The following is a 24,254-nucleotide window of genomic DNA, read 5'->3' as shown; positions in this document are numbered from 1 at the left end:
TTGAGTCTCCTGCAAGTACGCGACCTGTCGGTCGTCTTCTCCCGCAAGGGAACCCGGCCGTTCACCGCGGTGGACGGGGTCAGTTTCGACGTCGAGCCGGGCCGCACGGTCGGTCTGGTCGGCGAGTCCGGCAGCGGCAAGTCGGTGACCGCGCTGGCGATCATGGGCCTGCTGCCCAAACGCGGCGCGAAGGTGACCGGCGAGGTCCGGTTCGAGGACACGGACCTGTTGCGGCTGTCCGACCGGCAGCTGCGCGACCGGCGCGGCCGCGACCTCGGCATGGTGTTCCAGGACCCGCTGTCGTCGCTGAACCCGGTGATCCCGATCGGTCTGCAGATCACCGAGGTGCTGGAACGGCACCGCAAGATGGACCGCAAGCAGGCCCGGGTCGAGGCCGTGGACCTGCTGGACCGCGTCGGCATCCCGGACCCGAACCGGCGGCTGTCGGAGTACCCGCACCAGCTCTCCGGCGGGATGCGCCAGCGCGCGCTCATCGCGATCGCGCTGGCCTGCCGTCCGCGGCTGCTGATCGCCGACGAGCCGACCACCGCGCTGGACGTGACGATCCAGGCGCAGATCCTGGCGCTGCTGTCCGAACTGGTGCGCGACACCGGCACCGCGCTGATCATGATCACGCACGACCTCGGCGTGGTCGCCGGGCTGTGCGACGAGGTCAACGTCATGTACGGCGGCCGGGTGGTCGAGCGGGCGGAGCGGCACGCGTTGTTCGCCTCCGCCCGGCACCCCTACACGCACGGGCTGCTCGCGTCGATCCCGCGGCTGGACGCGCCGCGCGGCGAGAAGCTGGTGCCGATCAAGGGGTCGGTCGCCGACAACATCCCGTGGTCGCAGGGGTGCGCGTTCGCGCCCCGCTGCCCGAACGCGCTCGACCTGTGCCGGGAGGTCACGCCGGAGCTCGAACCCGACGCGGACGGGATGTTGCGGTGCCACAATCCGGTGGGCCGTCCGGTCCCGGCGGGCGAGGGGGTGCGTTGATGTCCGAACCGCTGGTGCGCGTGGAAGGCCTGCAGGTGCACTTCCCGATCAAGCGGGGTCTGGTGCTGGACCGCACGGTCGGGCACGTCTACGCCGTCGACGGGGTCGACCTGGAGATCCAGCGCGGCGAGACCTACGGCCTGGTCGGCGAGTCCGGCTGCGGCAAGACGACGCTGGGCCGCAGCCTGCTGCGGCTGGTGGAGCCGACCGGTGGGCGCGCCGTGTTCGACGGGACCGACCTGTCCACGCTCAAGGGCGAGTCGCTGCGGAAGATGCGGCGGCGGATGCAGATGGTGTTCCAGGACCCGCTGTCCAGCCTCGACCCGCGGCAGTCGGTCGAGTCGATCCTCATCGAGGGCATGCGGGCGCACGGCCTGGACCGGGACCGGGACAGCACGCGCAAGCGGTTGCGTGAGCTGCTCAACGCGGTCGGCCTGCCGGAGAGTTCGCTGCGGAAGTACCCGCACGAGTTCTCCGGCGGGCAGCGCCAGCGCATCGGCATCGCGCGGGCGCTGGCGGTGGAGCCGGACCTGATCGTCGCCGACGAGCCGGTGTCCGCGCTGGACGTGTCCGTGCAGGCGCAGGTGATCAACCTGCTGGAGGAGCTGCAGGACTCGCTGGGCCTGACCTACCTGGTGATCGCCCACGACCTGGCGGTCGTCCGGCACATCTCCGACCGGATCGGCGTGATGTACCTGGGCTCGCTGGTCGAGGAGACCGACTCGGAGACCCTGTACGCCGAGCCGCTGCACCCGTACACGCGGGCGCTGCTGTCGGCGATCCCGGTGCCGGACCCGGTCGTCGAGGACAGCCGGGAGCAGATCCTGCTGGCCGGAGACCTGCCCTCGCCCGCCAATCCGCCGTCGGGCTGCCGGTTCCACACCCGCTGCCCGTGGCGGCAGGAGACCAAGTGCGACACCGAGCGGCCCGCGCTGCGGGAACTCGGCGCCGGGCACCGGGTCGCCTGCCACTGGGCGGAGGACATCCAGGCCGGCCGGATCACCCCGCACGAGGTGAAACCGGAATTGGTCGCGGCGCAAACATCACCCGATGCGGCGGTTCCGCAGGCCGCTTCCGTGGCCGAAATGCTGGAGCCCTGACCAGGGGTACCCTGGCGGCAATTCCGCCGGGGTACCCGAGGGGGCTTTTTTCGTGCACATCGACGCGTGGCTGGAGACCATTCCGCCGCTGGCCGTCTACCTCGCGGTCGGGCTGGTGATCGGCTGCGAAAGCCTGGGCATCCCGTTGCCGGGAGAGATCGTGCTGGTCAGCGCGGCTCTCCTGGCCTCGCACCACGACGGCCTGAACCCCTGGCTGATCGGTGCCCTCGGCAGCGGGGGCGCCATCGCCGGGGACAGCATCGGTTACCTCATCGGGCGGAAGGGCGGCCGTCGCCTGTTCGACTGGGCCGGGCGGAAATTCCCCCGGCATTTCGGTCCGTCGCATGTGGCCGCCGCTGAGCGAATGTTCCGGAAACGGGGGATGTGGGCGGTTTTCTTCGGCCGTTTCGTCGCTATTCTGCGCATTCTGTGCGGTCCGCTCGCCGGGTCGCTGCACATGCACTACCCGCGGTTCCTGCTCGCCAACGCGCTCGGCGGGATCGTCTGGGCGGGCGGCACGACGGCGCTGGTGTACTCGCTCGGCGTGGTCGCGGAGAAGTGGCTGTCCCGGTTCTCCTACCTCGGGCTGGCGATCGCCGTCGTGCTGGGCGTGGTCATCAGCCTGGTGATCAAGAAGCGGATGGGCCGCCGTCACGAGGAGACGAGCAGCGCCTCGGCCGAGCGCTGACGTCTGGGCAGCGAGCCGAACAGCACACCGGCCACCACGACCAGGCCGGCCAGCACCTCGACCAGCGCCGGGGTCTCGTCGAGCACGAAGAACGCCGCGGACATCCCGACGACCGGCACGAGCAGTGAGAACGGCGCGACCACGTTGGCCGGGTTGCGGCGCATGAGCACGGTCCAGACGCTCGACCCGAGGACCGTGCCGACCAGCACGACGTAGCTGAACCCGGCCAGGCCGAGCAGGCCCTCGCCGGTGCCGAGCGTCGCCAGCGAGTGCCACTGCACGGCCGGGCCCTCGAAGATCGTGGACAGGGCGAACATCGGGATCGGCGGGATCACCGACATCCACAGCGTGAAGTGGATCGGGTTCTCCGGCCTGGCTTGGCGGGAGCAGAGGTTGCCCGCGGCCCAGCACAGCGCGCCGAGCAGGGTGAGCACGACCGGCATGAGCACGGCGTTCTCCGCGCGGTGCCAGGCGATCACGCCCATGCCGGCGACCGCGGCCAGGATGCCGGTCAGCTGGCGGGCGGACAGCGGTTCGCGCAGGAAGATCCCGCCGAGCAGGACGGTGAACGGCGCCGAGGCCTGCAACACCAGCGACGCCAGGCCGGTCGGCATGCCGTGGGTCAGCGCGAGGAACAGGAACGCGAACTGCCCGGTGCCGAACCCGAGCCCGAAGCCGAGCAGCCAGCGCAGCTTCACCTTCGGCCGCGGGATGAACAGGATCGTCGGGACCGCGATCACCGCGAAGCGCAGCGCCCCCGCGAAGAGCGGCGGGAAGTGGTCGAGCATCGGGTGCATCGCGATGAAGTTGAGGCCCCACAGGACGACGACGAACAGGGCGAGGAGACGGTCGCGAGTAGGCACTCACCCAGCTTGCCCGCCACAACTTTGAAGTACAATCGAGATTGTTTGCATCTACTGTGTAGTGTTGCTTCATGGATGTCGGGCGGCTTCGGGTGCTGCGCGAGTTCGCCGATCGCGGCAGCGTGACGGCCGCGGCGAAGGCGCTGCACTGCACGCCGTCGGCGGTGTCGCAGCAGCTCCGGGCGCGGCGGGCGGAGGTCGGGCTGGTGCTCACCGAACCGGCCGGGCGCGGGCTGCGGCTCACCGACGCGGGCCGGGCGCTGGTGGTGCGCGCGGACGAGGTCATCGCCGCGATGGACCGCGCCGAGGCCGAGATGGACGTGTTCCGCAGCCTGCCGCGCGGCCGGGTGCGGGTGGCGATCTTCCCGTCCGCCGCGCTGATGCTGCTGCCCGGGCTGCTGCACCGGTTCGCCGAGGTCGAGGGCCTGGACGTGGAGGTGCGCGACGTCGACATGACGCCGGCCGAGGTGCCGGAGCTGGTCGCCGACTTCGACATCGTCGTCACCCACCGGGACGAGCACGCGGAACCGTTCCCGTCCGCCCGGCTCGACGTGGTGCACCTGCTGCGCGAGCCGTTGGACGTCGCGCTGCCGCTCGGCCACCGGCTCGCCCGGCGCCGCCGCGTGGACCTCACCGAGCTGGCCGGGGAGCAGTGGATCTCGGTGGACGTCGGCTTCCCGGTCGACGACGTGCTGCGGTCGCTGGCGGTGCGCACGGGGGTGCGGCCGCGGGTCAAGCAGCGGATCAACGACTTCCGGATCACCGAGGCGCTGGTCGCGGCCGGACACGGCATCGCGTTGCTGCCGCGCTACACGCTGGCCGGGACGTGGTCGCGGCGGATCGTGCGGCGGCCGCTGGCCGGCATCCGCGCGGCGCGGCTGATCGAGGCCGTCCTGCGCACCGGCGCCGGGACGCGCCCGGGGGTCGCCACGGTGCTGGAGCTGCTGCACGCCGAGGCGGCCGCGGTGACCACGTGACGACCGTCACTGTCACATCCGGGGCATGGCCGGTGCCTTGTGGTCGAAGCAGGAGCGACCACGAGGAGGACGAAGTGATGGAAACCCGGTTCAACCTGATGGCCAACGAGACCGGCGTGAAGCTGGCGAAGCGGTTCGCGGGGGTGGCTGCGGTGCTGCACTCGACGGAGTTGCCGCAGTCCACGCAGGAGCTGGTGTCGTTGCGGGCCAGCCAGATCAACGGGTGCGCGCCGTGCGTCGACATGCACACCAAGGAGGCCGCGGCCGCCGGGGAGACCGCGACGCGGCTCAACCTGGTCGCGGTCTGGCGCGAGGCGACGGTGTTCACCGAGGCCGAGCGGGCGGCGCTGGCGCTGGCCGAGGAGGGCACCCGCCTGGCCGACGCGCACCAGGGCGTGTCGGACGAGACGTGGGCGCAGGTGCGCAAGCACTACGACGACGACCAGACCGCCGCGCTCGTCACCCTGGTCGCGGTGATCAACGCGGCCAACCGGATGAACGTGATCGTTCGCAACCAGGGCGGCTCGTACCAGCCGGGAATGTTCTCCGCCGCGGCGAACTGAACGCAGAAGGCCGGCCGCTCCGGGGGAGCGGCCGGCCTTCGCGTCAGCGGTGGGCTCGGTTCACCGCGGAGACGACCGCCCGCAGCGACGCCGTCACGATGGACGGGTCGATGCCGATGCCCCAGAACACCTTGTCCCCGATGGCGCATTCGATGTACGAGGCCGCGCGGGCGTCGTCGCCCGGGGTGAGGGTGTGTTCGCTGTAGTCCAGCAGCCTCAGGTCGTACCCGACGGTGGACAGCGCGTCGAAGAACGCGGCGATCGGGCCGTTTCCGGAGCCGGTGATCTCCTGCTCCTCGCCGTCCACCCGCACCGTCGCGCGCAGCTGGTAGTCGCCGTTCGCGGTGACGTGCTGGCTGATCAGCTGCAGCGGCGACTGCGGCTCCAGGTACTCCTTCGCGAACGCGTCCCACATCGTGCGCGGGTCGACCTCGCCGCCCTCGCTGTCCGTGTAGCGCTGGATGACCTGCGAGAACTCGATCTGCAGCCGGCGCGGCAGGTCGAGCTGGTGCTCGGTCTTCATGATGTAGGCGACGCCGCCCTTGCCCGACTGCGAGTTGACCCGGATGACGGCCTCGTAGCTGCGGCCGACGTCCTTCGGGTCGATGGGCAGGTACGGCACCTCCCACGGGAACTCGTCCACCGGCACCCCGGCCTTCTCCGCGGCGCGGTGCAGCGCGTCGAAGCCCTTGTTGATCGCGTCCTGGTGGCTGCCGGAGAACGCGGTGAACACCAGGTCACCGCCCCACGGGGTGCGCTCGTGCACGGGCAGCTGGTTGCAGTACTCGACCGTGCGCTTGATCTCGTCGATGTCGGAGAAGTCGATCTGCGGGTCGATGCCCTGGCTGAACATGTTCATGCCCAGCGCGACCAGGTCCACGTTGCCGGTCCGCTCGCCGTTGCCGAACAGGCAGCCCTCGATGCGGTCCGCCCCGGCCTGGTAACCCAGCTCGGCGGCGGCGATGCCGGTGCCGCGGTCGTTGTGCGGGTGCAGTGACAGGATCACCGCGTCGCGGCGGTCCAGGTTGCGGCCCATCCACTCGATCGAGTCAGCGTAGACGTTCGGCGTCGCCATCTCCACGGTGGCCGGCAGGTTCAGGATGACCGGCCGCTCCGGGGTGGGCTGCCAGATGTCGGTGACCGCGTTGCACACCTCGGCCGCGTAGGACAGCTCGGTGCCGGTGTAGGACTCCGGCGAGTACTGGAAGCGGAAGTCGGTGTCGGAGTACTTCTGCGCGTACTCCACCACCAGGTCGGCGGCCTGCAGCGCGATCTTCTTGATGCCCTCGCGCTCTTCGCGGAACACCACGCGGCGCTGCAGGATCGAGGTCGAGTTGTAGATGTGCACGATCGCCTGCGGCGCGCCCTCCAGCGACTGGAAGGTGCGCTCGATCAGCTCGGGACGGCACTGGGTCAGCACCTGGATGCGCACGTCCTCGGGGATCGCGCCGTCCTCGATGATCTCGCGGACGAAGTCGAAGTCGGTCTGGCTCGCCGCCGGGAACCCGACCTCGATCTCCTTGTAGCCCATGCGTACGAGCAGCTCGAAGAACTTGCGCTTGCGGGCCGGCGACATGGGGTCGATCAGGGCCTGGTTGCCGTCACGCAGGTCCACCGCGCACCACAGCGGGGCGCGCTCGATGCGCTTGTCCGGCCAGGTGCGGTCGGGCAGCTCGATGTTCTCCACCAGCTTGTACCAGGGCTGGTAGCGGTGCACCGGCATGGAACTGCCGCGCTGCGGGTTCCACGCGGGCTGGTCGGCGGGGGCCGGACGCGACGGCTTGCGGATGCGGCTCACGGTGGGATCGGAGCTGGTCATTGCTGGGAAACTCTCCTGCCGGGTGATCGGGCGACCGGCGGCGTGACGAAGCCCCGCGACGGGGGGCCGGTCCGGATCAGGCCCCGTCGCGGCAGCGAAGCAGGAGAGCACGCGCCACGGATCCACTGTAGCCCGGTCGTGATGATGTTGAAAAGTGACCCGGTCGATACCCCCTCGGTTACTGGCAGGTAGCCAAGTGCGGCCGGGCGTGGGAAACTCTGCGGCATGGCCGAGCACGCCGAGAAGCGCAAGAGCGACGTCGACGAAGACGCGCCGCCGCGCCCCAAGCGGCAGGTGCCGTGGGGGCGCGTGAAGGACCAGACCGTGGGGCTCATCGCGGGGATCGTCCGCTGGGTCGGCCTGATCTTCGCGCTCATCCTGGTGCTGCACGTGATCTTCGTGGTCGGCGGCGCCAACCCGGACAACGGGATCGTCTCGTTCGTCCGCGACTGGTCCGACGGTCTGGCGCTGGGCTTCAAGGACCTGTTCGAGCCCACCGACGAGAAGCTGCGCGTCCTGGTGAACTACGGCATCGCGGCGCTCTTCTGGCTCGTGGTCTCGTCCATCGTCACCCGGATCGTCCGCCGCCTCGGCGGCAGCTCGGTGTGAATTTCGTTCGGGTTGAGCCGAAGCCGACCCTAAGCGGAGGTTAAGGCCACCGGAAGACCAGCCACCTAGCTTGTGCCCGGCGGTGCCGTGGCGACCAAGCGAGGTGGCATGGACGAGTACGAGCGATTCTGCATGGCCGACTCGTCGTTCTACGACGCCATGCACTCCGAGCGCACCGCCGGCCCGTCCTTCGCCACCGCGTACCGGGCCCTGCCCGACGGCTGGCGCCGGTACGAGCAGGACGACTGGTTCGTGCTCGACCCGGGCGCCACCGACCTGCCCGCCCAAGGGTGGAAGATCCACGTCTCCGCCACGCCGGGAAACGCCGGGAAGATCCTCGACGCGGTGTGGGACTACTGCGTGCCGCGGCGGATCGAGTTCAAGTTCCTGCGCTCGCCGGCCGCGCTGACCGCCCGGGTCTCGAAGTACGCGCCCCGCGGCTACAGCGGCAAGCTGGTGACGATCTACCCGCCGGATCTCGGCACGTGCGAGACGATCCTGCGTGAACTCGGCGAGACGCTCGACGGCGAACCGAACCCCTACATCCTGAGCGACCTGCGCTGGGGGCGCGGCCCGCTGTTCGTGCGCTACGGCGCGTTCGTCAACCGGTACATGGTCACCGACAACGGCGATGTGGTGCCGGCGATCGCGGACGCCGACGGCCGGCTGGTCCCGGACCGGCGCGGACCGGTGTTCCACGTGCCGCCGTGGGTGACGCTCCCCGATTTCCTCGCCCCGCACCTGGAAGCCCGCAACGCGGTCACCGTCGCCGGCCTGCCCTACACGATCGAGCGGGTCGTGCACTTCTCCAACGGCGGCGGGATCTACGTCGGCCGGGACAACCGCACCGGCGCCCAGGTGGTCCTCAAGGAGGGCCGCCCGCACGCGGGACTCGACGCGTGGGGCAACGACGCGGTGCGGCGCGTCGAGCACGAGCACGACGTCCTGCGGCGGCTGGCCGGCATCCCCGGGATCCCCGCCGTGCACGACCTGTTCTGGCTCGGTGAGCACCGGTTCCTGGTGATGGAGTACGTCGAGGGCGACGTGCTGGGCAAGGCGATCGTCCGGCGGTACCCGCTCATCGACCCGAGCGCCGGACCCGCGGACTACCGCGCGTTCACCGACTGGGCGATGGGGATCCAGCGGCAGATCGAGGAGACGATGCGCGCGGTGCACGAGCGCGGGATCGTCTACGGCGATCTGCACCTGTTCAACGTCATGGTGCGGGTGGACGACACGATCCGGCTGCTCGACTTCGAGGTGGCCGCCCCGGTCGAGGACGCGGTCCGGCCGGGCCTGGGCAACCAGGGGTTCGCCGCGCCGCGCAGCGTCACCGGATTCGACATCGACCGCTACGCGCTCGCGTGCCTGCGGCTGGCGCTGTTCCTGCCGATGACCTACCTGTTCGGCCTGCACCGGGTGAAGGCGCGGCAGTTCGCGGAGATCATCGCCGAGCACTTCCCGGTGCCGCGGCACCACCTCACCGAGGCGATCGACGTGATCGTGCCACCGGGGACCCCGCACCTGCCGCACCCGCGGATCGAACCGGACCCGGCGGACTGGCCGCGGCTGCGCGACGACCTGGCCCGCGCGATCGTGGCGAGCGCGACCCCCGAGCGCGACGACCGGCTCTTCCCCGGCGATCCCGAGCAGTTCGCCACCGGCGGCATCGGCCTGGCCCACGGCGCCGCCGGGGTGCTTTACGCGCTGTCCGCCACCGGCGCGGACCCCAGCCCCGCCTTCGCGAAGTGGCTCGTCGACCGGGCGACCAACCCGGCGAGCGGCACCCGGCTCGGCCTGTTCGACGGGCTGCACGGCGCTGCCTTCGCCCTGGACCACCTCGGGTACCGGCAGGAGGCGCTGGACGTCCTGGACATCTGCCTGCGCGAGAACTGGGCCGCACTCGGCCCGGACCTGGGCGGCGGGCTGGCCGGAGCCGGCCTGAACCTCCTGCACTTCGCCGGCCGCACCGGCGACCCCACCCTGCGGCAGGCCGCGCACCGGGCGGTGGAACTGGTCGCCGACCGGGTCGGCGACGCCGTCGACGGTCCGCGGGTCAGCGGCCGGGACGGCTCCTTCGCCGGCCTGATGCGCGGCGGCGCGGGCAAGGCGCTGCTGCTCCTGCGGGCCTACGACGACACCGGGGACACCGGCCTGCTCGACCGCGCCGCGATCGCGCTCCGGCAGGACCTGAGGCAGTGCGTCGTCCGCGACAGCGGCGCGATGGAGGTCGATGAGGGCTGGCGCACGATGCCCTACCTCGATGTCGGCAGCGTCGGCATCGGCCTGGTCCTCGACGAGTTCCTCGCGCGCCGGGACGACGCCGAATTCGCCGAGGCGAACCGCCGCATCCGGCTGGCCGCCCAGTCGCCGATGTACATCCTGCCCGGCCTGTTCTCCGGTCGCGCCGGGATCCTGCTCTACCTCGCCGGGCGCTCGCCCGACCCGCCGCGCGACCCGCCGGTCGCCCGGCAGGTGCGCGCGCTGGCCTGGCACGCGCTGCCCTTCGGCGGCGGCACGGCCTTCCCCGGCACCGGACTGCTGCGCCTGTCGATGGACCTCGCCACCGGCACCGCCGGGGTGCTCCTGGCGCTGGGGTCGGCGCTGGCCGATCCGCCGGTCCACCTGCCGCTGCTCGCGCCCGCCCGGGCCCCGCAGACCTCCGCGCCGGCAGTCGGCGCGGCAGGGTGATCCCCGTCCAACCCACTCTCCAAGGAGGAGAAATGGCCCTTCTCGATCTGCAAGGCATGGAAAGCGCGGCCCCGGAGCACGGCGGTGGCGGCAGCAGCGCGAGCGGCAAGAGCTGCCCGAGCAACCTGAGCGTCACCCTCTGTGGCGGCACCAGTGGCCTGAGCGTCCTGATCTGCCACTGACCCCGGGTGCAGCCGCGGTCCCGGACGACTGGCGTTCGTCCGGGACCGCGGCCTTGAGGAGGAGACTACGTGTCCACGACCTTCGGTGCGATCGTGCGGCGAGGGGGCGCATGGCTGCCGGTGATCGGTTTCGCCGCGCTGGCCGGCACCCTGAGCACGCTGGCGTTGCCCGCCGTGCTCGGGCGTGCGGTCGACGCGATCGTGGCCGGGGACGACAGCGGCCGCTGGCTGGTGCTGGCGGCCGCCCTGGTCGTGGTGGGCATCCTCGCCGACCTGATCGACGCCTCCGCGGGCATCGCCTGCGTCGCGAGCACGACCGCGTGGCTGCGGAACCGCCTGGTGCGGCAGGTTCTCCGGATGGGGCCGGACCGCGCCCGCCGCTTCGACACCGGTGACCTGGTGAGCCGGATCTCCGGCAACGCCGTCGACGCCGCCCAGGCCGGGCCCGCCGTGGTGACCGTGGTCGCCGCCGTGCTGCCGCCGGCCGGGAGCCTGGTGCTGCTGGTCGTCATCGACCCGTGGCTGGCGGTCGCGTTCGTCGCCGGGCTCGCGGTGGTCGCCGCGGTGCTGCGCGCGTTCACCATCCGCAGCACCGCCGTCGTCACCGCCTACCAGCGGACGCAGGGCCGGATCGCGGCCCGGCTCGCGGAGTCGCTGGCGGGTGCGCGGACCATCGCGGCCGCCGGCACGGCCGGGCGGGAGGAGAGCCGGGTGCTCGAACCGCTTCCCGAACTCCACGGCCACGGCAGGCAGACCTGGCAGGTGCTGTCCCGCGCCGCCGCCCAGGGCGCCGTCGCGGGCCCGCTCGTCCTGGTCGCCGTCCTCGCGGTCGGCGGGCTCGCGCTGGTGGACGGCCGGATCACCGCCGGGGACCTGTTCGCGGCCAGCCGGTACGCGGTGCTCGGCGCGGGGCTCGGCGGGCTCGCCGGGGTGTTCGGCCAGCTCGCCAGGGCGCGGGCCGGTGCCGCCCGCGCCGCCGAGGTGCTCACCGTGCCCGCGGTCGGTCACGGCTCGCGCGGGTTGCCCGAGGGCACCGGCCGGCTGGAGTTCCGCCACGTCACCGTCCGGTCGGACGGGACCACCCTGCTCGACGACGTCGACCTGACCGTGCCCGGTGGCGCGACCGTGGCGGTGGTCGGCCGCTCCGGCGCCGGCAAGTCCGTGCTCGCGGCGCTCGCCGCGCGCCTGCGCGACCCGGACGAGGGAGAGGTGCGGCTCGACGGCGTTCCCCTGGGGGAGCTGAGCCACGCGGCGTTGCGCACGGCGGTGTGCGCCGCGTTCGAGCGCCCGGTGCTGGTCGGGGCGACCGTGGCGGACGCGATCGGGCCGGGACGGGACCGGGCGGAGCTCATGACCGCCGCCCGGGCCACCCACGCGCACGAGTTCGTGAGCCGCTATCCGGAGGGCTACGACACCCCGCTGGCCGACGCGCCGATGTCCGGCGGCGAGGCCCAGCGCCTCGGCCTGGCCCGGGCCTGGCACGCGCGGCGACTGCTCGTGCTGGACGACGCGACGTCCAGCCTCGACATGGTCACCGAAATGCAGATCAGCCGCACCCTGACCGGCGACGGCGACCGCACCCGCCTGATCGTCACCCACCGCGTGTCGACCGCCGCCCGGGCCGACTGCGTGGTGTGGCTCGACGGTGGCCGCGTGCGGGCCGTCGCGCCCCACCACCGGCTCTGGCAGGACGCGGCCTACCGGGAGGCGTTCGGATGAAACGGGAGATCCGGTTCGGGATCCGGGCGCTGCGCCGCCGGCCCCTGCTCGCGCTCCTCGCGTGGTCGATCCCGGAGGCGCTGCCCACGGCGCTCTCCGGACTGGCCATCGCGAAGGCGATGGACGACGGGTTCCTCGCGGGGCGGCCCTGGACCGGGCTGGCCTGGCTGGGCGCGTTCCTGCTCGCGGCCTGCCTCGGGGCGTGGGGATCGCGCCAGGTGTTCCGCAGGCTGGGCGATCTGGTCGAACCGTTCCGCGACGACCTCCTCCGCCGGGTGGTCGGCGGAGCGCTGGCCCACGCCGTGGCCGGCCGCCGGGACGACGGGGCGCTGGCGCGGGTGACGCGCCAGGTGGAGATCGTGCGCGACTCCTTCGCCGGGCTCATCGTGGTGACCCGGGGGTTCGCGGTCACCGTGGCCGGCGTCGTGCTGGGACTGCTGTCCATCGATCCGGTGATCGTGGTGCTGATCCTGCCGCCGTTCGCGCTGGGGTTCGGCGCGTTCGTCGCCACCCGCGATCTGCCCGCCGCGCGGGAGCGGGCGACCGTGCTGGCCGAGGAGCGGGTGGGCGACACGGCGAACGCCGTGCTGTCCGCCACCCGGGACGCGGTCGCGACGGGCACCGAGGGGCACGCGGCCGCGCTGGCCGCGGAGCAGGTGGAAGACCAGGCGGCCGCCGAGCGCGCGCTCGCCTGGGTCGCGGTGCTGCGCACGCTCTGCTTCGCGGTCGGGGTGTGGCTGCCGTTGGTCGTCCTGTTGCTCGCCGCGCCGTGGCTGGTGGGCCGCGGGCTCACCGCCGGCGCGATCATGGGCGGCCTGACCTACATCCTGATGGGCCTCAACCCGGCCCTGCAGACGCTGGTCACCGGCGTCGGCAGCAGCGGGCTGCAGTTCGTGGTGACGCTGGGCCGCATCCTCGACGCCACCGCGCCGCCCGAGCGACCCGCCCCGCTCGGCTCCGGCACGCCGTCCGGGCACGACATCACCCTCGACGGCGTCACGTTCGCCTACGGGCCGCACGCCGAGCCGGTGCTCGACGGCCTCGACCTGACCGTGCCCGAGGGGGACCACCTGGCGATCGTCGGGCCGAGCGGCATCGGCAAGTCCACCCTGGCCGGCCTGGTGTGCGGCCTGCTGCGGCCCGGCTCCGGTTCGATCCGGGTCGGCGGCGCGCCCGTCACCGGCCTGCCCCCGGCCCGGCTGGCCCGGCTGCGGGTGCTGATCCCGCAGGAGGCGTACGTGTTCAGCGGCACGGTGTGGGACAACCTGGTCTATTTGCGCCCGTCGGCCGAGGAGTCCCAGGTGAACCGGGCGGTGGCGGAAGTCGGCGCGGAAAATCTGGTGACCCGCCTCGGCGGATACCCGGCCGGATTGGTTCCCGCCGAGTTGTCGGCCGGGGAACGGCAGTTGATCGCCCTCGTTCGCGCGTACCTTTCCGACGCGCCTGTCGTGATCCTCGACGAGGCGACCTGCCACCTGGATCCGGTCGCCGAGCGGCGTGCCGAAGAGGCGTTCGCGGCCCGCGGCGGCACGGTGGTGGTCATCGCGCACCGGGTGAGTTCCGCCTTGCGCGCCAAGCGGGTTCTGGTTCTCGACGGGACCGAGGCGGTCGCCGGCGATCCGGTGGCGCTGCGGTCGGTCTCGCCGCTGTACCGGGAACTGCTCGGGTACTGGCACGCCGAGCCGCCGGTCCCGGTGAATTGAAAACCGGGTGCGTCCTGCGAGTGTATTTCCACCCGGGCTCCGGGCGAGAAAATCGCTCGTCGATTTGATTCCGGCCCGCTCCGGAGAATAGAATCGTCCGGCGCCATTCGTTTTCGATCTCGGATTATCCGGAGAATTCCACGGATGTGATCCTGGCGAATTCGGCGGTGGTTCGTGGCCGGGCAGAGGGAGGACCAGCCGTGACAGCAGGGGGGAGACCCGGCCGGGCGCGTGGGCTGCTCGATGAGGCATCGACCCGGCGAGTGGTGGTCGTGACCGGCGCCGCCGGCTGGGGAAAGACCAGCGCCGTGGCGGAGTGGGCGGAGTCCCGGCAGGCGGTGTGGGTCGGGGCCGGGGAGCACGACCGGTTGCTCCGCCCGATCGCCGGGGACCCGGCGCGGTTGCGGCGTCCGGGCGCCGGGGAGCTGTTCCTGGTCGTCGACGACGTTCAGGCGGTGAGTGCGGAAAACGATTCCGTCGCGGTTCTCGAAACGATTTGCCAGAACGCGCCGGACTGGTTGCACGTGTTGCTGTTGTCGCGCGCGGAACTGCCGTTCTCGCTCGCCCGGCTCCGCGGCCGGGGGATGGTGGCGGAGATCGACGCGACGCACCTGGCCGTCCGCCCGGCCGAGATCCACGCGCTGGTCCAGGCGACCGTGGGGGACGATCCGCCCGGGCTGGCCGCCCTGATCCACCAGTGCACCGCGGGCTGGCCGGTCGCGGTGCGGGCGGTGGTGGAGATGATGCGCGACGTCGCGCCCGGTCAGCGTGCCGCGGTGCTGCGGCGGCTGACCGCGGCCGGCGAGCGGTTCCACGGGTTCCTCACCGAGGAGGTGCTCGGCCAGGAGTCGCCGGCCGCCCGCGCGACGCTGCGCCGGCTCGCCGTCCTCGGCGAGATCCGCACTCCGGGGCCGGAGCAGGAACGCCTGCTGACCGAGCTGACCCGGCGCGGGCTGGTGACGCGCGCCGCGGGCGACGCGCTCCGCTGGTCGCTGATCCGTCCCCTGGCGCACTACTTCTCCCACGAGGCCGTGCTCTCCACACGGGAACGCGTCGAGCTGCACCTCGAAGCCGGGCGGCGCTACCTCAGCGAGGGGGCGCCCGCCGACGCGCTGCGGCACCTCGCGTCGGCGGGCGCGCACTCCGCCTGTGCCGCGTTGCTGGTCGAGCACGGCGACGCCCTGGTGGTGAGCGGCCACGGCGACGCGGTACTGGAGGCCGCCGGGCTGCCCACCGAGTTCCTCGACGACCCCCGCATCCACCAGGTGGTCGGTGAGGCACAGCGGACCGCGGGCCACTGGGCGGCGGCCATGGAGAGTTTCCGCCGCGCGAGCCGGTTCCACGAGGAACTCGACGCCGCGCTCGGCTGGCGCATCGGCATGCTCGCCTTCACCCAGGGCGAGTTCGGCAACACACTCGACGTGCTGGGCCGGACCCGGCTGGGCGACGAGGACACCCAGGACGAGGCCAGGGCACTGGCCCTGCTGGCGACGACGTGCCGGATGGTCGGCGAGACCGCTCGGGCGAGGCAGGCGATGGCGCGGGCGGAAGCCGCGGCCGTTCGGTCGGGCACCCCCGGCGCGCGGGCGGCGATCCACCAGGTGCTGGCGATGCTCGCGGCCGCCGAGCCGGACCGCCGCGAGGCCGACGTGCAGTGCCTCAACGCGTTGCACAGCGCGCAGGCGGCCGGCGATCTCCTGCAGGTCGGCTGGATCCGGGTCTGCCACGCCTTCCACGCGTGCGACATGGGGTCACCGCGGCAGGCGCTCGCCGAGGCCAAACTGGCGCTGCGGACGAGCGAGCAGTGCGGGTGCCCGTTCCTCACCGGGCACGCGCACACCGTCCGCGCGCGGGCGTACCTCAGCCTCGGCGCCCTGGACGAGGCGGCGGCCGATCTCGGCACGGCCGTGGACACCTTCCAGCGCCTGGGTTCCCGGTTCCTGGCCTGGCCGCTGTGCGTGCTCGGCGACCTGCACCGCACGCGCGGGCAGCTGGTCCGCGCCACCGCGGACTACGAGGAAGCGCTCGTGGTGGCGCAACCGCACCACGACCTGTTCGCCCTGGGGCACGCGTTGATCGGGCTCGCCCGCGTCCGCGCCGCCGACGACCTCGCCGCGGCCCGCACCCTCGCGGACCGCGCTCTCGGGTTGCGCGAAGGGCTGCTGGAGATCCCGGCACGGCTGACGAGCGGCTGGGTCGCGCTCCTGGCCCAGGACCGGGAGCGGGCCGCCGCCGACGCGTCGCGGGCGGCCAAGGCCGCGCGGCTCCGGCGGGACGGCCCCGGGCTGGCCGAGGCGATCACGCTCGGCGTGCTCGCGTCCGCGGACCCGGCCGCCCGGGCGGACCTGCTGGACGAGGCGGTGGACCTCTGGCACGAGCACGGGTGCCGCCTGGAGGAGGCGGTGACGCGGGTGGTGGCCGCGCGCGTCGGGGCCCCGGTGCCGGACGCCGACGTGTGCCTGGCCGAGGAAACCCTGCGGGCGGCGGGCGTCGACATCGGGGGGCGCCGGGCGGCGGGACCGCTGGCGGCTTCGCGCCCGTCCGGGCCGGCGGTGTTCATCCGCGCCCTCGGCGCCTTCCAGGTGGTGGTGGACGGCACGCCGGTGCCGAAGACGGCCTGGCAGTCGCGCAAGGCGCGGGATCTGCTGAAGATCCTGGTCACCCGCCGCCGCCCGGTGCCGCGCGAACAGCTGATGGAGCTGCTGTGGCCGGAGGCCGACCCGGTGAAGGCGGGCAACCGGTTGTCGGTCCTGTTGTCCCTGGTCCGGGACGTGTTGCGGCAGGGCCAGTCGGCCGGCGGCCCGCTGGCGAGCGACGGCGGCGCGGTGTGGCTCGACCGGTCCCGGGTGCGGGTCGACCTCGAGGAGTTCCTCACCGGGGCGGAGGCGGCGCTGCGGGCCGACCGCGCCGGACAGGCCGACGCGACGGCCCGGCTGACCGCGGCGGCGGCCGCCTGCACCGGGGAGGTCCTGGAGGACGAGCCGTACCAGGAGTGGGTGGCGGTGCTGGCGGAGGAGGTCCGGGCGACGCACTTCGCGGTGCTTCGCGCGCTCGCCTCCCGGTTGCGGCAGGCCGGGGACGTCGACGGAGCGGTGCGGTACACGCTGCGGCTGCTGGCGAAGGACGTCTACGACGAGGAGGCGTACCTGATGCTGATCGCCACGCTGCGCGACGCCGGGCGTCTCGGCGAGGCCCGCCGGTACGAGCGGATCTACCACGCGCGGATGAAGGAGATGGGCATCGCGCCGCACTCGTCGCCGCTCGGCCGGCTCCGGTCGTACCCGGCCTAGAACGCGGGCGCGCACCACTCGCCGGTGTAGGCGAGCTCGCCCAGCGGCAGCCGTTTCCGGGGCGCTCGTTCGCGCTCGATCAGCTTGTCCACCTCGAGCACAGCGGGATCACCGGCGTGCCCGACGGCGATCGCGACCCGGGGGACGGCGTCGCCGGGCACCGCGAACCGCTCGCGGACGGCGTCGGCGTCGAACCCGGCCATTTGGTGCGCGACGAGCCCCTCCGCGACGGCCTGGAGCACGAGGTTCTGCGCGGCGAGCCCGAGCCCGTACTCGGCGTAGGGGATCGGGCCCTTTTCGTTGCGGGACACCATGATCCCGATCAGCAGCGCGCCCGCGCGGTGCGCCCAGGCCTGGTTCCGCTCGGTGAGCGTGCCGAGGATCTGCCGGAAGGTCGCGTCACCCCGCCGGCCGGCCAGAAAGCGCGCCGGCTGGGTGTTCCCGAAGGACGGCGCCCACCGCGCGGCCTCCAGCAGCGCGCGCAGCTGACCCCAGCTCACCTCGCGCGTCTCGTCGAGCGCCCGCGGACTCCACCGCCGCGCGATGACGTCGGTCAGGGGCACGCTGGAATCGGCTGGCTTGTCCATCGGGTCGCCTACGTCCGGTCGCCTTGACGGGCCAGCGCCGCGTGAGCTGCCGCGATGTCGGCAGCGGACAGGGTGACCGCCGTCGCGGTCGTGGGAAGTCCGACGCCACGGAACTTGCTGCCCTGGCTCGTCTGAGCCCAGGTGACCAGCCCGAAGTTGATGACCGTGCCGGTCCCGTCGTGCCAGTAGCGGACGTGGACGTACCCGGTCTTGCACCAGAACGCCACGATCGCGGCGGCGTCCCGCTCCGGCGTATTGACGAACCGGAGAATGGGCTTGCCGCCGTTGAGCGCCGGTTCCAGGATGGTGACGAAGCTGTCGGCCTCGGAAGGCATGGTTTCTCCTCGCATCAGATCGCATACTTCCAGACCGTCAGCGCGTACGCGCCGAACCACGCGCTCGCCAGCGCCACGCCGGAGCACACCCACCACACCGTGGCCGTCCGGCGCTTCACCAGTGCCAGCGCCGCCGGGACCAGCAACGTGAACGCCGGCAACAACAACCGCGGTTTCGCGTGCATCAGGCTGCTCGATCCGAGGACCATCACCGCCACCCCGGCCGCGTACACCACCAGCACCGTCTCGCGCCGCGCCAGCAACGCCAAACCGGCCAGCGCACCGAAGATCACCGCCACCGTCAGCACGCTCATCGCCGAGTCGCTGCGCGTCACCACCTCGGCCACGAACCGGATCGTCGACACCCCGCCGTCGAACCGCGTCCGCCACCCCTGCCACTCCAGGTCGGACCACGTGCTCAGCTGCGCCTCGAAACCGGACTCCGGCCGCACCCGCAGACCGGTCCACCACAGGTAACCGAACAACCCCGCCGGCGCCAGCGCCAGCGCCACCAACGGACGGCCGCCGTCCGCCCGCCGGGCCAGCGCGCACAGAGCCGCCACGACCACCGCGACGACCAGCGCCAGCGCCGTCGACCGCACCAGCCCGGCGCCCAGGCAGCACACCCCGGCGAACTCCCACCGCCGCTCCAGCACCGCGACCAGCGTCCACACGGCCAGCGCGCAGAACAGCGCCTCCGTGTAAGCCATGGTCAGCACCACGCTCATCGGCGTCGCCGCGAACAGGGCGACCAGGAGGTAGCCGGCCCGGCGCGAACCGCCGCGCACGAGACGGCCCAGCCGTGCCAGGCCGTAGGCGGCGGCGAGCCCGGCGACCAGCGACACGACCAGCGCCGCCGCGGGAAACCCGAACGCGGGCGCCAGGATCCGGATCAGGAACGGGTAGGCCGGGAAGAAGGCCCGCGGCGTGTGCGGATTGGGGTGCCCGAGCGCATCGGGAACCGGCCCGAGTTCGTAGCCGGACGCGGCAATCTTCAGGTACCACTCGCCGTCCCAGGCGGCGATCCTAGACAGCAGGCTCGTTTCGTGCAGCGCGGCGAACACCGTGAGCACCACAACACCGAGAGCCCGGACACCGAGGTAGACGGCGGCGGGCAGCAGGAGCGCCCGGCGTCTCCAGATCCGCTCTTCCAGGTCCAGCAGCAGGCCAGGGGCCGCTTGGTCCGGTTTCCGAACGGTTTGGCTGCTCGCCTGCACGGTTGGAGATTTTCCCACGAACCCACGCCGGGGCAGTGGCCGGAGCCACATAACGGGGTGGCCCGGGCCGTAACCCCCGGTAGGCTGCTCCGAAAGGTGCGAAATAGGAGGTCGGCAGACAAGTGGCGCTCGTGGTCCAGAAATACGGCGGTTCGTCGCTGGAGAGCGCTGATCGCATCAAGCGCGTGGCCGAACGGATCGTGGCCACCAAGAAGGCGGGCAACGACGTGGTCGTCGTGTGCTCCGCCATGGGCGACACCACCGACGAGTTGCTCGACCTGGCCCAGCAGGTCAACCCGGTGCCGCCCGAACGAGAGATGGACATGCTGCTCACCGCTGGGGAGCGCATTTCCAACGCGCTTGTCGCGATGGCGATTTCGGCACACGGTTTCGAAGCGTGGTCGTTCACCGGGTCCCAGGCGGGCGTGGTCACGACGGGCGTGCACGGCAACGCGCGCATCATCGACGTGACACCCAGCCGGGTCACCGAGGCGCTCGACCAGGGCTACATCGCGCTGGTCGCCGGCTTCCAGGGCGTCGCGCAGGACACCAAGGACATCACCACGCTCGGCCGCGGCGGTTCGGACACCACCGCGGTGGCGCTGGCCGCGGCGCTCAACGCGGACGCGTGCGAGATCTACTCCGATGTGGACGGCGTGTACACCGCCGACCCACGGATCGTGCCCAACGCGCGTAAGCTCGACACCATCCCGTACGAGGAGATGCTCGAACTCGCCGCGAGCGGTTCGAAGATCCTCCACCTGCGCTCGGTCGAGTACGCCCGCCGCTACGGCGTGCCGATCCGGGTCCGTTCGTCCTACAGCGACAAGCCGGGCACCACCGTGGCCGGTTCGATTGAGGAGATCCCCGTGGAACAAGCGTTGATCACCGGTGTGGCGCACGACCGGTCGGAGGCCAAGGTCACCGTCACCGGGGTGCCGGACCACGCCGGCGCCGCGGGGCGGATCTTCCGGGTCATCGCCGACGCCGAGATCGACATCGACATGGTGCTGCAGAACGTCTCCAACACCGCGGGCCGCACCGACATCACCTTCACGCTGTCCAAGGCCAACGGCCCGAAGGCCGTCGCCGAGCTGGAGAAGCTGAAGGGCGAGCTGGAGTTCGACTCCGTGCTCTACGACGACCAGGTCGGCAAGGTCTCGCTGGTGGGCGCCGGCATGCGCTCGCACCCCGGCGTCACCGCGACCTTCTGTGAGGCGCTGGCCAAGGTCGGCGTCAACATCGAAATCATCAACACCTCGGAGATCCGGATCTCGGTCCTGATCCGCGACGCGCAGCTGGACGACGCGGTGCGCGCGATCCACGAGGCCTTCGAACTGGGCGGCGACGAGGAAGCCGTCGTTTACGCAGGGAGTGGTCGCTGAAATGGCTCCAACGTTGGCTCTCGTCGGTGCCACCGGCGCGGTCGGCACCGTCATGATCGACATCATCAACGGGCGCCCGAGCGTGCCGTGGGGTGAGATCCGGCTGATCGCCTCGCCGCGGTCGGCGGGCAAGAAGATCACGGTGCGGGGCGAGGAACTGACCGTCATCGCGCTGTCCCCGGAGGCCTTCGACGGCGTGGACGTCGCGATGTTCGACGTGCCGGACGAGGTGTCCGCCGAGTGGGCGCCGATCGCGGCCGAGCGCGGCGCGATCGCGGTCGACAACTCCGGCGCGTTCCGGATGGACGACGAGGTGCCGCTGGTGGTGCCCGAGGTCAACTCGGACAAGGTGCGGCAGCGGCCGCGCGGCATCATCGCCAACCCGAACTGCACGACGCTGTCGATGATGGCGGCGCTGGGCGCGCTGCACCGCGAGTTCGGCCTGACCGAACTGGTGGTCGCCTCCTACCAGGCGGCCTCCGGGGCCGGCCAGCCCGGCATCGACCGGCTGCAGGCCGAGCTGGCCGCGGTGTCCGGCAAGGGCCTCGGCTCGACCGCCGGGGACGTGCGCGCCGAGCTGGAGTCGGCCGGTCTGCCGCTGGCGGACAGCCCGTTCGCCGGCACGCCGCTGGCCTTGAACGTCGTTCCCGCCGCCGGTTCGTACAAGGGGGACGGCTGGTTCTCCGAGGAGCTGAAGGTCCGCAACGAGTCGCGCAAGATCCTCGGCATCCCGGACCTGAAGGTGTCCGCTACCTGCGTGCGCGTCCCGGTGGTCACCACGCACTCGCTCGCGGTGCACGCCACCTTCGCGCGCGAGGTCACCGTGGAGGCCGCGCACAAGGTGTTCGACGCCCAGCCCACGATCGTGCTGGTCGACGACCCGGAGAACGGCAAGTTCCCCAGCCCGGCCGAGGTGGTCGGCGGCGACCCGACGTACGTCGGACGGGTGCGGCAGGCGCTGGACTTCCCGAACACGCTCGACTTCTTCGTGTGCGGCGACAACCTGCGCAAGGGCGCGGCGCTGAACACCTACGAGATCGCCGAGCAGCTGGCCCCCGAGTTCGGCTGACCGACACTCAGCGTTGCTCTGATCTCCCCGAAATCACCCGATGGGGAGCCGACTTCTCCCTGGCCTGACGTGAACGCGCTTCTAGGGTGGGCCCAGTCAGTGGCAGGGAGAAGTCGGGGAGCTCGCGTTGGCAAGGCATGTCCTGGCCGCGTTGGTGTGCGCGGCGGCGGTGCTCGGGTTGAGCACGCCCCTGCTCGTGGCGACCGCGGACGACACCGACGGCCCGCTCACCGTGCGGGTCGTGCGGGGTGAGACCGGGGTCGGCGGCATCCTCGTCGTGGCCACCGACCCGAGCGGCGCGAGCGTCAGCGGCGTCACCGGGCCGGACGGGTCGGTCCAGCTCGCCACCACCCCGCTGTCCGGCGGCAAGTACCGCGTGGACGCCGCCATCCCGGCGTCGATGCCCGACGTCAAGCCGGCCGTCGAGGACCAGAGCCGGGCCAGCCTGACCGAGTTCGTCGACGTCGGCGGCGGTAAGGCCGTCACACTGACGATGGGCGTCGGCGGTATGGACGGTCCGGTCCAGCTGGGCGACCGCACGTGGTTCGACACCGACGGCGACGGCATCCAGGACGGCGACGAGCCCCCGCTGCCCGGCGTGCGGGTCCAGCTCCTGGGCTGTGACGGCGGTGGCGCGCCGCTGGCGGAGAAGACCACCGACCGCGCCGGGCGCTACCTGTTCGGCCCGGCCGAGGGCCTGCAGCCCCACAGCTGCTACACGCTCAAGTTCGACTTCAGCGGCGTCGACACCGGACCGCTGCCCGGATCCCCGCCCGTCGAGGGTCTGAAGTGGACCGTGCCGCACGCGGGCGACCAGTCGCTGGATTCCGATGTGGACCCGGCGGACGGGTCCGTGCGAGTCGCGATCGGACCGCCCGGCGCGGTGGACCACACCGTCGACGCGGGCGTGGTCGGCGGGCTCAACCGGGTGGGCGACCTGGTGTGGGCCGACAGCAACCGCAACGGCCTGCAGGATCCGGGCGAGCCGGGGATCGCCGACGTCGGCGTGCGGCTGCAGAAGGCCGACGGCACCCCGGTCGCCGGGACCAGCACCGGCCCGCACGGCCAGTACCAGTTCTCGCACCTGCCTGACGGCAGCTACCAGGTCTGCTTCGACACCGCGAAGCTCCCGCCGCAGTACGGCGACTACCAGCTCACCCGGCAGCGAGCCGGCAGTCCGGGCCAGGACTCCGCGCCCGACCCGGCCACCGGCTGCACCGCGCCGACCGAGCTGAAGCCGGACCGCACCCAGGACCTCACGATGGACGCCGGCCTCGCCCCGCCGGTCAACCGGATCGCCGCACTGGTCTGGCAGGACGTCGACGGTGACGGGCGGCCCGGCGCGATCGAACCGGGGATCGCCGGGGTGCCGGTCAAGCTGCGCGCCGAGGACGGCACCCAGTTCGCCATGACCACCACCGGCCCGGACGGGAAGTACGCCTTCGACGACCTGCCGTCCGGCGCGTTCGCGGTGTGCTTCGACCTGGCCAACCTGCCGCCGTCGGCCGCCGACTTCACCCCGGTGGAGAAGAGCGCGGTCTCCGGCGCCGACCCGGCCACCGGGTGCACCTCCGCGGTGACCCTCGGCCTCGGCAAGCGCGAGGACACCGCGCTCAACGCGGGCCTGGGCGCGCCGGTCAACCGCATCGGTGAGCGGGTGTGGGCGGACACGAACCGCAACGGCATCGCCGACGACACCGAATCGGGCCCGAGCGGGGTGCCGGTCAAGCTGCTCCGCGCCGACGGCGGCGAGGAGGCCACGACGACGACCGGCGCGGACGGGCAGTTCCGGTTCACCGGGATCCCGGACGGCACCTACCAGGTGTGCGTGGACCGCGGCGCGCTCCCGGCGCCGGTGGCCGGGTACCAGTTCACCAGGCCGCGTGCTGGGGAGTCCACAAAGGATTCCGATGTGGACCTGGTGAGCGGGTGCGCCCCGACGGTCGTGGTCGGGGTCGGCCATCGGGACGGCAGCGTCGGCGTCGGGCTGGCGCCCGCCCGCAACCGGCTCGGCGACCTGCTCTGGCTGGACCGCAACGGCAACGGCGAGCCGGACGCGGGCGAGCCTGGCGCGGCGGGCGTCGCGGTGACGATGAAGGACGCCGAAGGGCGCCCGGTCGCGGTGACGCGCACCGCCGCGGACGGTTCGTACCTGCTGGACGATCTGCCGGACGGTTCGTTCCGCGTGTGCTTCGACCTGACCGACCTGCCCGATCTCCGGCTCGTCGGTAGCGATGAGCCGGGCTGCTCGGGGCCGGTCGACGTCGGCCCGAAGCCGCGGGAGGACCTGTCCGCGCGGTTCGGCCTGGTCAGCGGCACCCCGGCGGTGGTGCCCGCGGCGCAGGAGTCCGTCAGCGGCGGCGGGTTCCCGGTCGGGTGGGTGCTGTTCGGTGTCGTGGCCGCGATCGGCCTGGTCGTCGGGGTGCGCTGGTGGAAGGCCGCCGGGCAGGAACCGTGATTC

The 24,254-nt window shown here is 72.4% G+C and carries 19 protein-coding genes; 14 read left to right on the top strand and 5 right to left on the bottom strand.

Going from position 1 to position 24,254, the window contains the following annotated elements:
- From D0D28_RS25730 to D0D28_RS25720, 3 genes are read left to right on the top strand one after another with little or no spacing between them, the layout of a single operon-like run.
- Positions 1-996: an ABC transporter ATP-binding protein gene (locus D0D28_RS25730; protein ID WP_116113148.1), complete on the top strand. Its 996-nt coding sequence runs from the start codon at positions 1-3 to the stop codon at positions 994-996.
- Entirely contained in the window at positions 996-2,096 is a 1,101-nt protein-coding gene (locus tag D0D28_RS25725; protein ID WP_116113144.1) for an ABC transporter ATP-binding protein, read from the top strand. The genes D0D28_RS25730 and D0D28_RS25725 overlap by 1 nt, the downstream gene beginning before the upstream one ends.
- 52 nt (positions 2,097-2,148) lie before the next feature.
- Positions 2,149-2,784: a DedA family protein gene (locus D0D28_RS25720; protein ID WP_094006321.1), complete on the top strand. Its 636-nt coding sequence runs from the start codon at positions 2,149-2,151 to the stop codon at positions 2,782-2,784.
- Here D0D28_RS25720 and D0D28_RS25715 read toward each other — a convergent pair.
- Positions 2,748-3,647 (bottom strand): EamA family transporter, encoded by a 900-nt coding sequence (locus D0D28_RS25715; RefSeq protein ID WP_116113141.1) that lies wholly within the window; start codon positions 3,645-3,647, stop codon positions 2,748-2,750. The two genes, D0D28_RS25720 and D0D28_RS25715, sit on opposite strands and share 37 nt — an antisense overlap.
- 71 nt (positions 3,648-3,718) lie before the next feature.
- Between D0D28_RS25715 and D0D28_RS25710 the strand changes: the two genes are divergently transcribed.
- The gene (locus tag D0D28_RS25710) at positions 3,719-4,624 is read left to right on the top strand and encodes a LysR family transcriptional regulator (protein ID WP_116113139.1); all 906 of its coding nucleotides are present in this window, start codon (positions 3,719-3,721) and stop codon (positions 4,622-4,624) included.
- A 77-nt stretch (positions 4,625-4,701) separates the two neighbouring features.
- Positions 4,702-5,187, top strand: coding sequence for a carboxymuconolactone decarboxylase family protein (locus tag D0D28_RS25705; protein ID WP_094006318.1), 486 nt, complete (start codon positions 4,702-4,704; stop codon positions 5,185-5,187).
- A 43-nt stretch (positions 5,188-5,230) separates the two neighbouring features.
- Here the strand turns inward: D0D28_RS25705 and leuA are convergent, their stop codons facing one another.
- Positions 5,231-7,006 (bottom strand): 2-isopropylmalate synthase, encoded by a 1,776-nt coding sequence (leuA, locus tag D0D28_RS25700; protein ID WP_116113136.1) that lies wholly within the window; start codon positions 7,004-7,006, stop codon positions 5,231-5,233.
- 225 nt (positions 7,007-7,231) lie between these two features.
- Here leuA and D0D28_RS25695 point away from each other — a divergent pair, with 225 nt between their 5' ends.
- The 6 genes from D0D28_RS25695 (at position 7,232) to D0D28_RS25670 (ending at position 17,200) form a co-directional block, all read left to right on the top strand.
- Positions 7,232-7,615, top strand: a complete 384-nt coding sequence (locus tag D0D28_RS25695; protein WP_116113133.1) for a hypothetical protein — start codon at positions 7,232-7,234, stop codon at positions 7,613-7,615.
- 108 nt (positions 7,616-7,723) lie between these two features.
- Entirely contained in the window at positions 7,724-10,306 is a 2,583-nt protein-coding gene (lanKC, locus tag D0D28_RS25690) for a class III lanthionine synthetase LanKC (RefSeq protein ID WP_116113130.1), read from the top strand.
- Positions 10,307-10,338: 32 nt separating this feature from the next.
- Complete coding sequence (locus tag D0D28_RS25685; RefSeq protein ID WP_094006314.1) at positions 10,339-10,488, top strand: SapB/AmfS family lanthipeptide; 150 nt, start codon at positions 10,339-10,341, stop codon at positions 10,486-10,488.
- A gap of 69 nt (positions 10,489-10,557) precedes the next feature.
- Positions 10,558-12,207 carry an ABC transporter ATP-binding protein gene (locus tag D0D28_RS25680; RefSeq protein ID WP_116113127.1) on the top strand — a complete coding sequence of 550 codons (1,650 nt, stop codon included), beginning with the start codon at positions 10,558-10,560 and terminating at the stop codon, positions 12,205-12,207.
- The gene (locus D0D28_RS25675) at positions 12,204-13,910 is read left to right on the top strand and encodes an ATP-binding cassette domain-containing protein (RefSeq protein ID WP_116113124.1); all 1,707 of its coding nucleotides are present in this window, start codon (positions 12,204-12,206) and stop codon (positions 13,908-13,910) included. The genes D0D28_RS25680 and D0D28_RS25675 overlap by 4 nt, the downstream gene beginning before the upstream one ends.
- Before the next feature lie 272 nt (positions 13,911-14,182).
- A complete protein-coding gene (locus D0D28_RS25670; RefSeq protein WP_162831190.1) occupies positions 14,183-17,200 on the top strand; it encodes a BTAD domain-containing putative transcriptional regulator in 3,018 nt (1,005 codons plus the stop codon).
- On the opposite strand, the gene D0D28_RS25665 is transcribed toward D0D28_RS25670, so the two are convergent.
- Genes D0D28_RS25665 through D0D28_RS25655 form a run of 3 tightly spaced genes read right to left on the bottom strand, consistent with a single transcriptional unit; the run spans position 17,197 to position 19,339 of the window.
- Positions 17,197-17,787: a nitroreductase family protein gene (locus D0D28_RS25665; RefSeq protein ID WP_116113118.1), complete on the bottom strand. Its 591-nt coding sequence runs from the start codon at positions 17,785-17,787 to the stop codon at positions 17,197-17,199. The genes D0D28_RS25670 and D0D28_RS25665 overlap by 4 nt on opposite strands.
- Positions 17,788-17,795: 8 nt before the next feature.
- The gene (locus D0D28_RS25660) at positions 17,796-18,122 is read right to left on the bottom strand and encodes a hypothetical protein (protein WP_116113116.1); all 327 of its coding nucleotides are present in this window, start codon (positions 18,120-18,122) and stop codon (positions 17,796-17,798) included.
- A gap of 14 nt (positions 18,123-18,136) precedes the next feature.
- Positions 18,137-19,339 carry a hypothetical protein gene (locus D0D28_RS25655; protein ID WP_116113113.1) on the bottom strand — a complete coding sequence of 401 codons (1,203 nt, stop codon included), beginning with the start codon at positions 19,337-19,339 and terminating at the stop codon, positions 18,137-18,139.
- Positions 19,340-19,461: 122 nt separating this feature from the next.
- On the opposite strand from D0D28_RS25655, the gene D0D28_RS25650 reads away from it, so the two are divergent.
- The 3 genes from D0D28_RS25650 (at position 19,462) to D0D28_RS25640 (ending at position 24,251) form a co-directional block, all read left to right on the top strand.
- On the top strand, positions 19,462-20,724 hold the full coding sequence (locus D0D28_RS25650; RefSeq protein ID WP_020420288.1) for an aspartate kinase: 1,263 nt from the start codon (positions 19,462-19,464) through the stop codon (positions 20,722-20,724).
- A 1-nt stretch (position 20,725) separates the two neighbouring features.
- Complete coding sequence (locus D0D28_RS25645; protein WP_094006308.1) at positions 20,726-21,793, top strand: aspartate-semialdehyde dehydrogenase; 1,068 nt, start codon at positions 20,726-20,728, stop codon at positions 21,791-21,793.
- A gap of 127 nt (positions 21,794-21,920) precedes the next feature.
- A complete protein-coding gene (locus D0D28_RS25640; RefSeq protein ID WP_240323349.1) occupies positions 21,921-24,251 on the top strand; it encodes an SdrD B-like domain-containing protein in 2,331 nt (776 codons plus the stop codon).
- Positions 24,252-24,254 lie beyond the last annotated feature (3 nt).

The sequence above is a fragment of the Amycolatopsis ruanii genome (genome assembly GCF_003385175.1).
Lineage (GTDB): Bacteria > Actinomycetota > Actinomycetes > Mycobacteriales > Pseudonocardiaceae > Amycolatopsis_E > Amycolatopsis_E thermalba.
Note: the sequence above shows the minus strand (reverse complement) of the source record. Positions and strands in the feature narration are given on the sequence as shown.

What these genes read in the sequence shown, in the direction of transcription:
- D0D28_RS25665 (WP_116113118.1), bottom strand. Translation starts at nt 17,787, where the DNA reads ATGGACAAGCCAGCCGATTCCAGCGTGCCCCTGACCGACGTCATCGCG.
- D0D28_RS25645 (WP_094006308.1), top strand. Translation starts at nt 20,726, where the DNA reads ATGGCTCCAACGTTGGCTCTCGTCGGTGCCACCGGCGCGGTCGGCACC.
- D0D28_RS25725 (WP_116113144.1), top strand. Translation starts at nt 996, where the DNA reads ATGTCCGAACCGCTGGTGCGCGTGGAAGGCCTGCAGGTGCACTTCCCG.
- D0D28_RS25705 (WP_094006318.1), top strand. Translation starts at nt 4,702, where the DNA reads ATGGAAACCCGGTTCAACCTGATGGCCAACGAGACCGGCGTGAAGCTG.
- leuA (WP_116113136.1), bottom strand. Translation starts at nt 7,006, where the DNA reads ATGACCAGCTCCGATCCCACCGTGAGCCGCATCCGCAAGCCGTCGCGT.
- D0D28_RS25710 (WP_116113139.1), top strand. Translation starts at nt 3,719, where the DNA reads ATGGATGTCGGGCGGCTTCGGGTGCTGCGCGAGTTCGCCGATCGCGGC.
- D0D28_RS25675 (WP_116113124.1), top strand. Translation starts at nt 12,204, where the DNA reads ATGAAACGGGAGATCCGGTTCGGGATCCGGGCGCTGCGCCGCCGGCCC.
- lanKC (WP_116113130.1), top strand. Translation starts at nt 7,724, where the DNA reads ATGGACGAGTACGAGCGATTCTGCATGGCCGACTCGTCGTTCTACGAC.
- D0D28_RS25660 (WP_116113116.1), bottom strand. Translation starts at nt 18,122, where the DNA reads ATGCCTTCCGAGGCCGACAGCTTCGTCACCATCCTGGAACCGGCGCTC.
- D0D28_RS25685 (WP_094006314.1), top strand. Translation starts at nt 10,339, where the DNA reads ATGGCCCTTCTCGATCTGCAAGGCATGGAAAGCGCGGCCCCGGAGCAC.
- D0D28_RS25695 (WP_116113133.1), top strand. Translation starts at nt 7,232, where the DNA reads ATGGCCGAGCACGCCGAGAAGCGCAAGAGCGACGTCGACGAAGACGCG.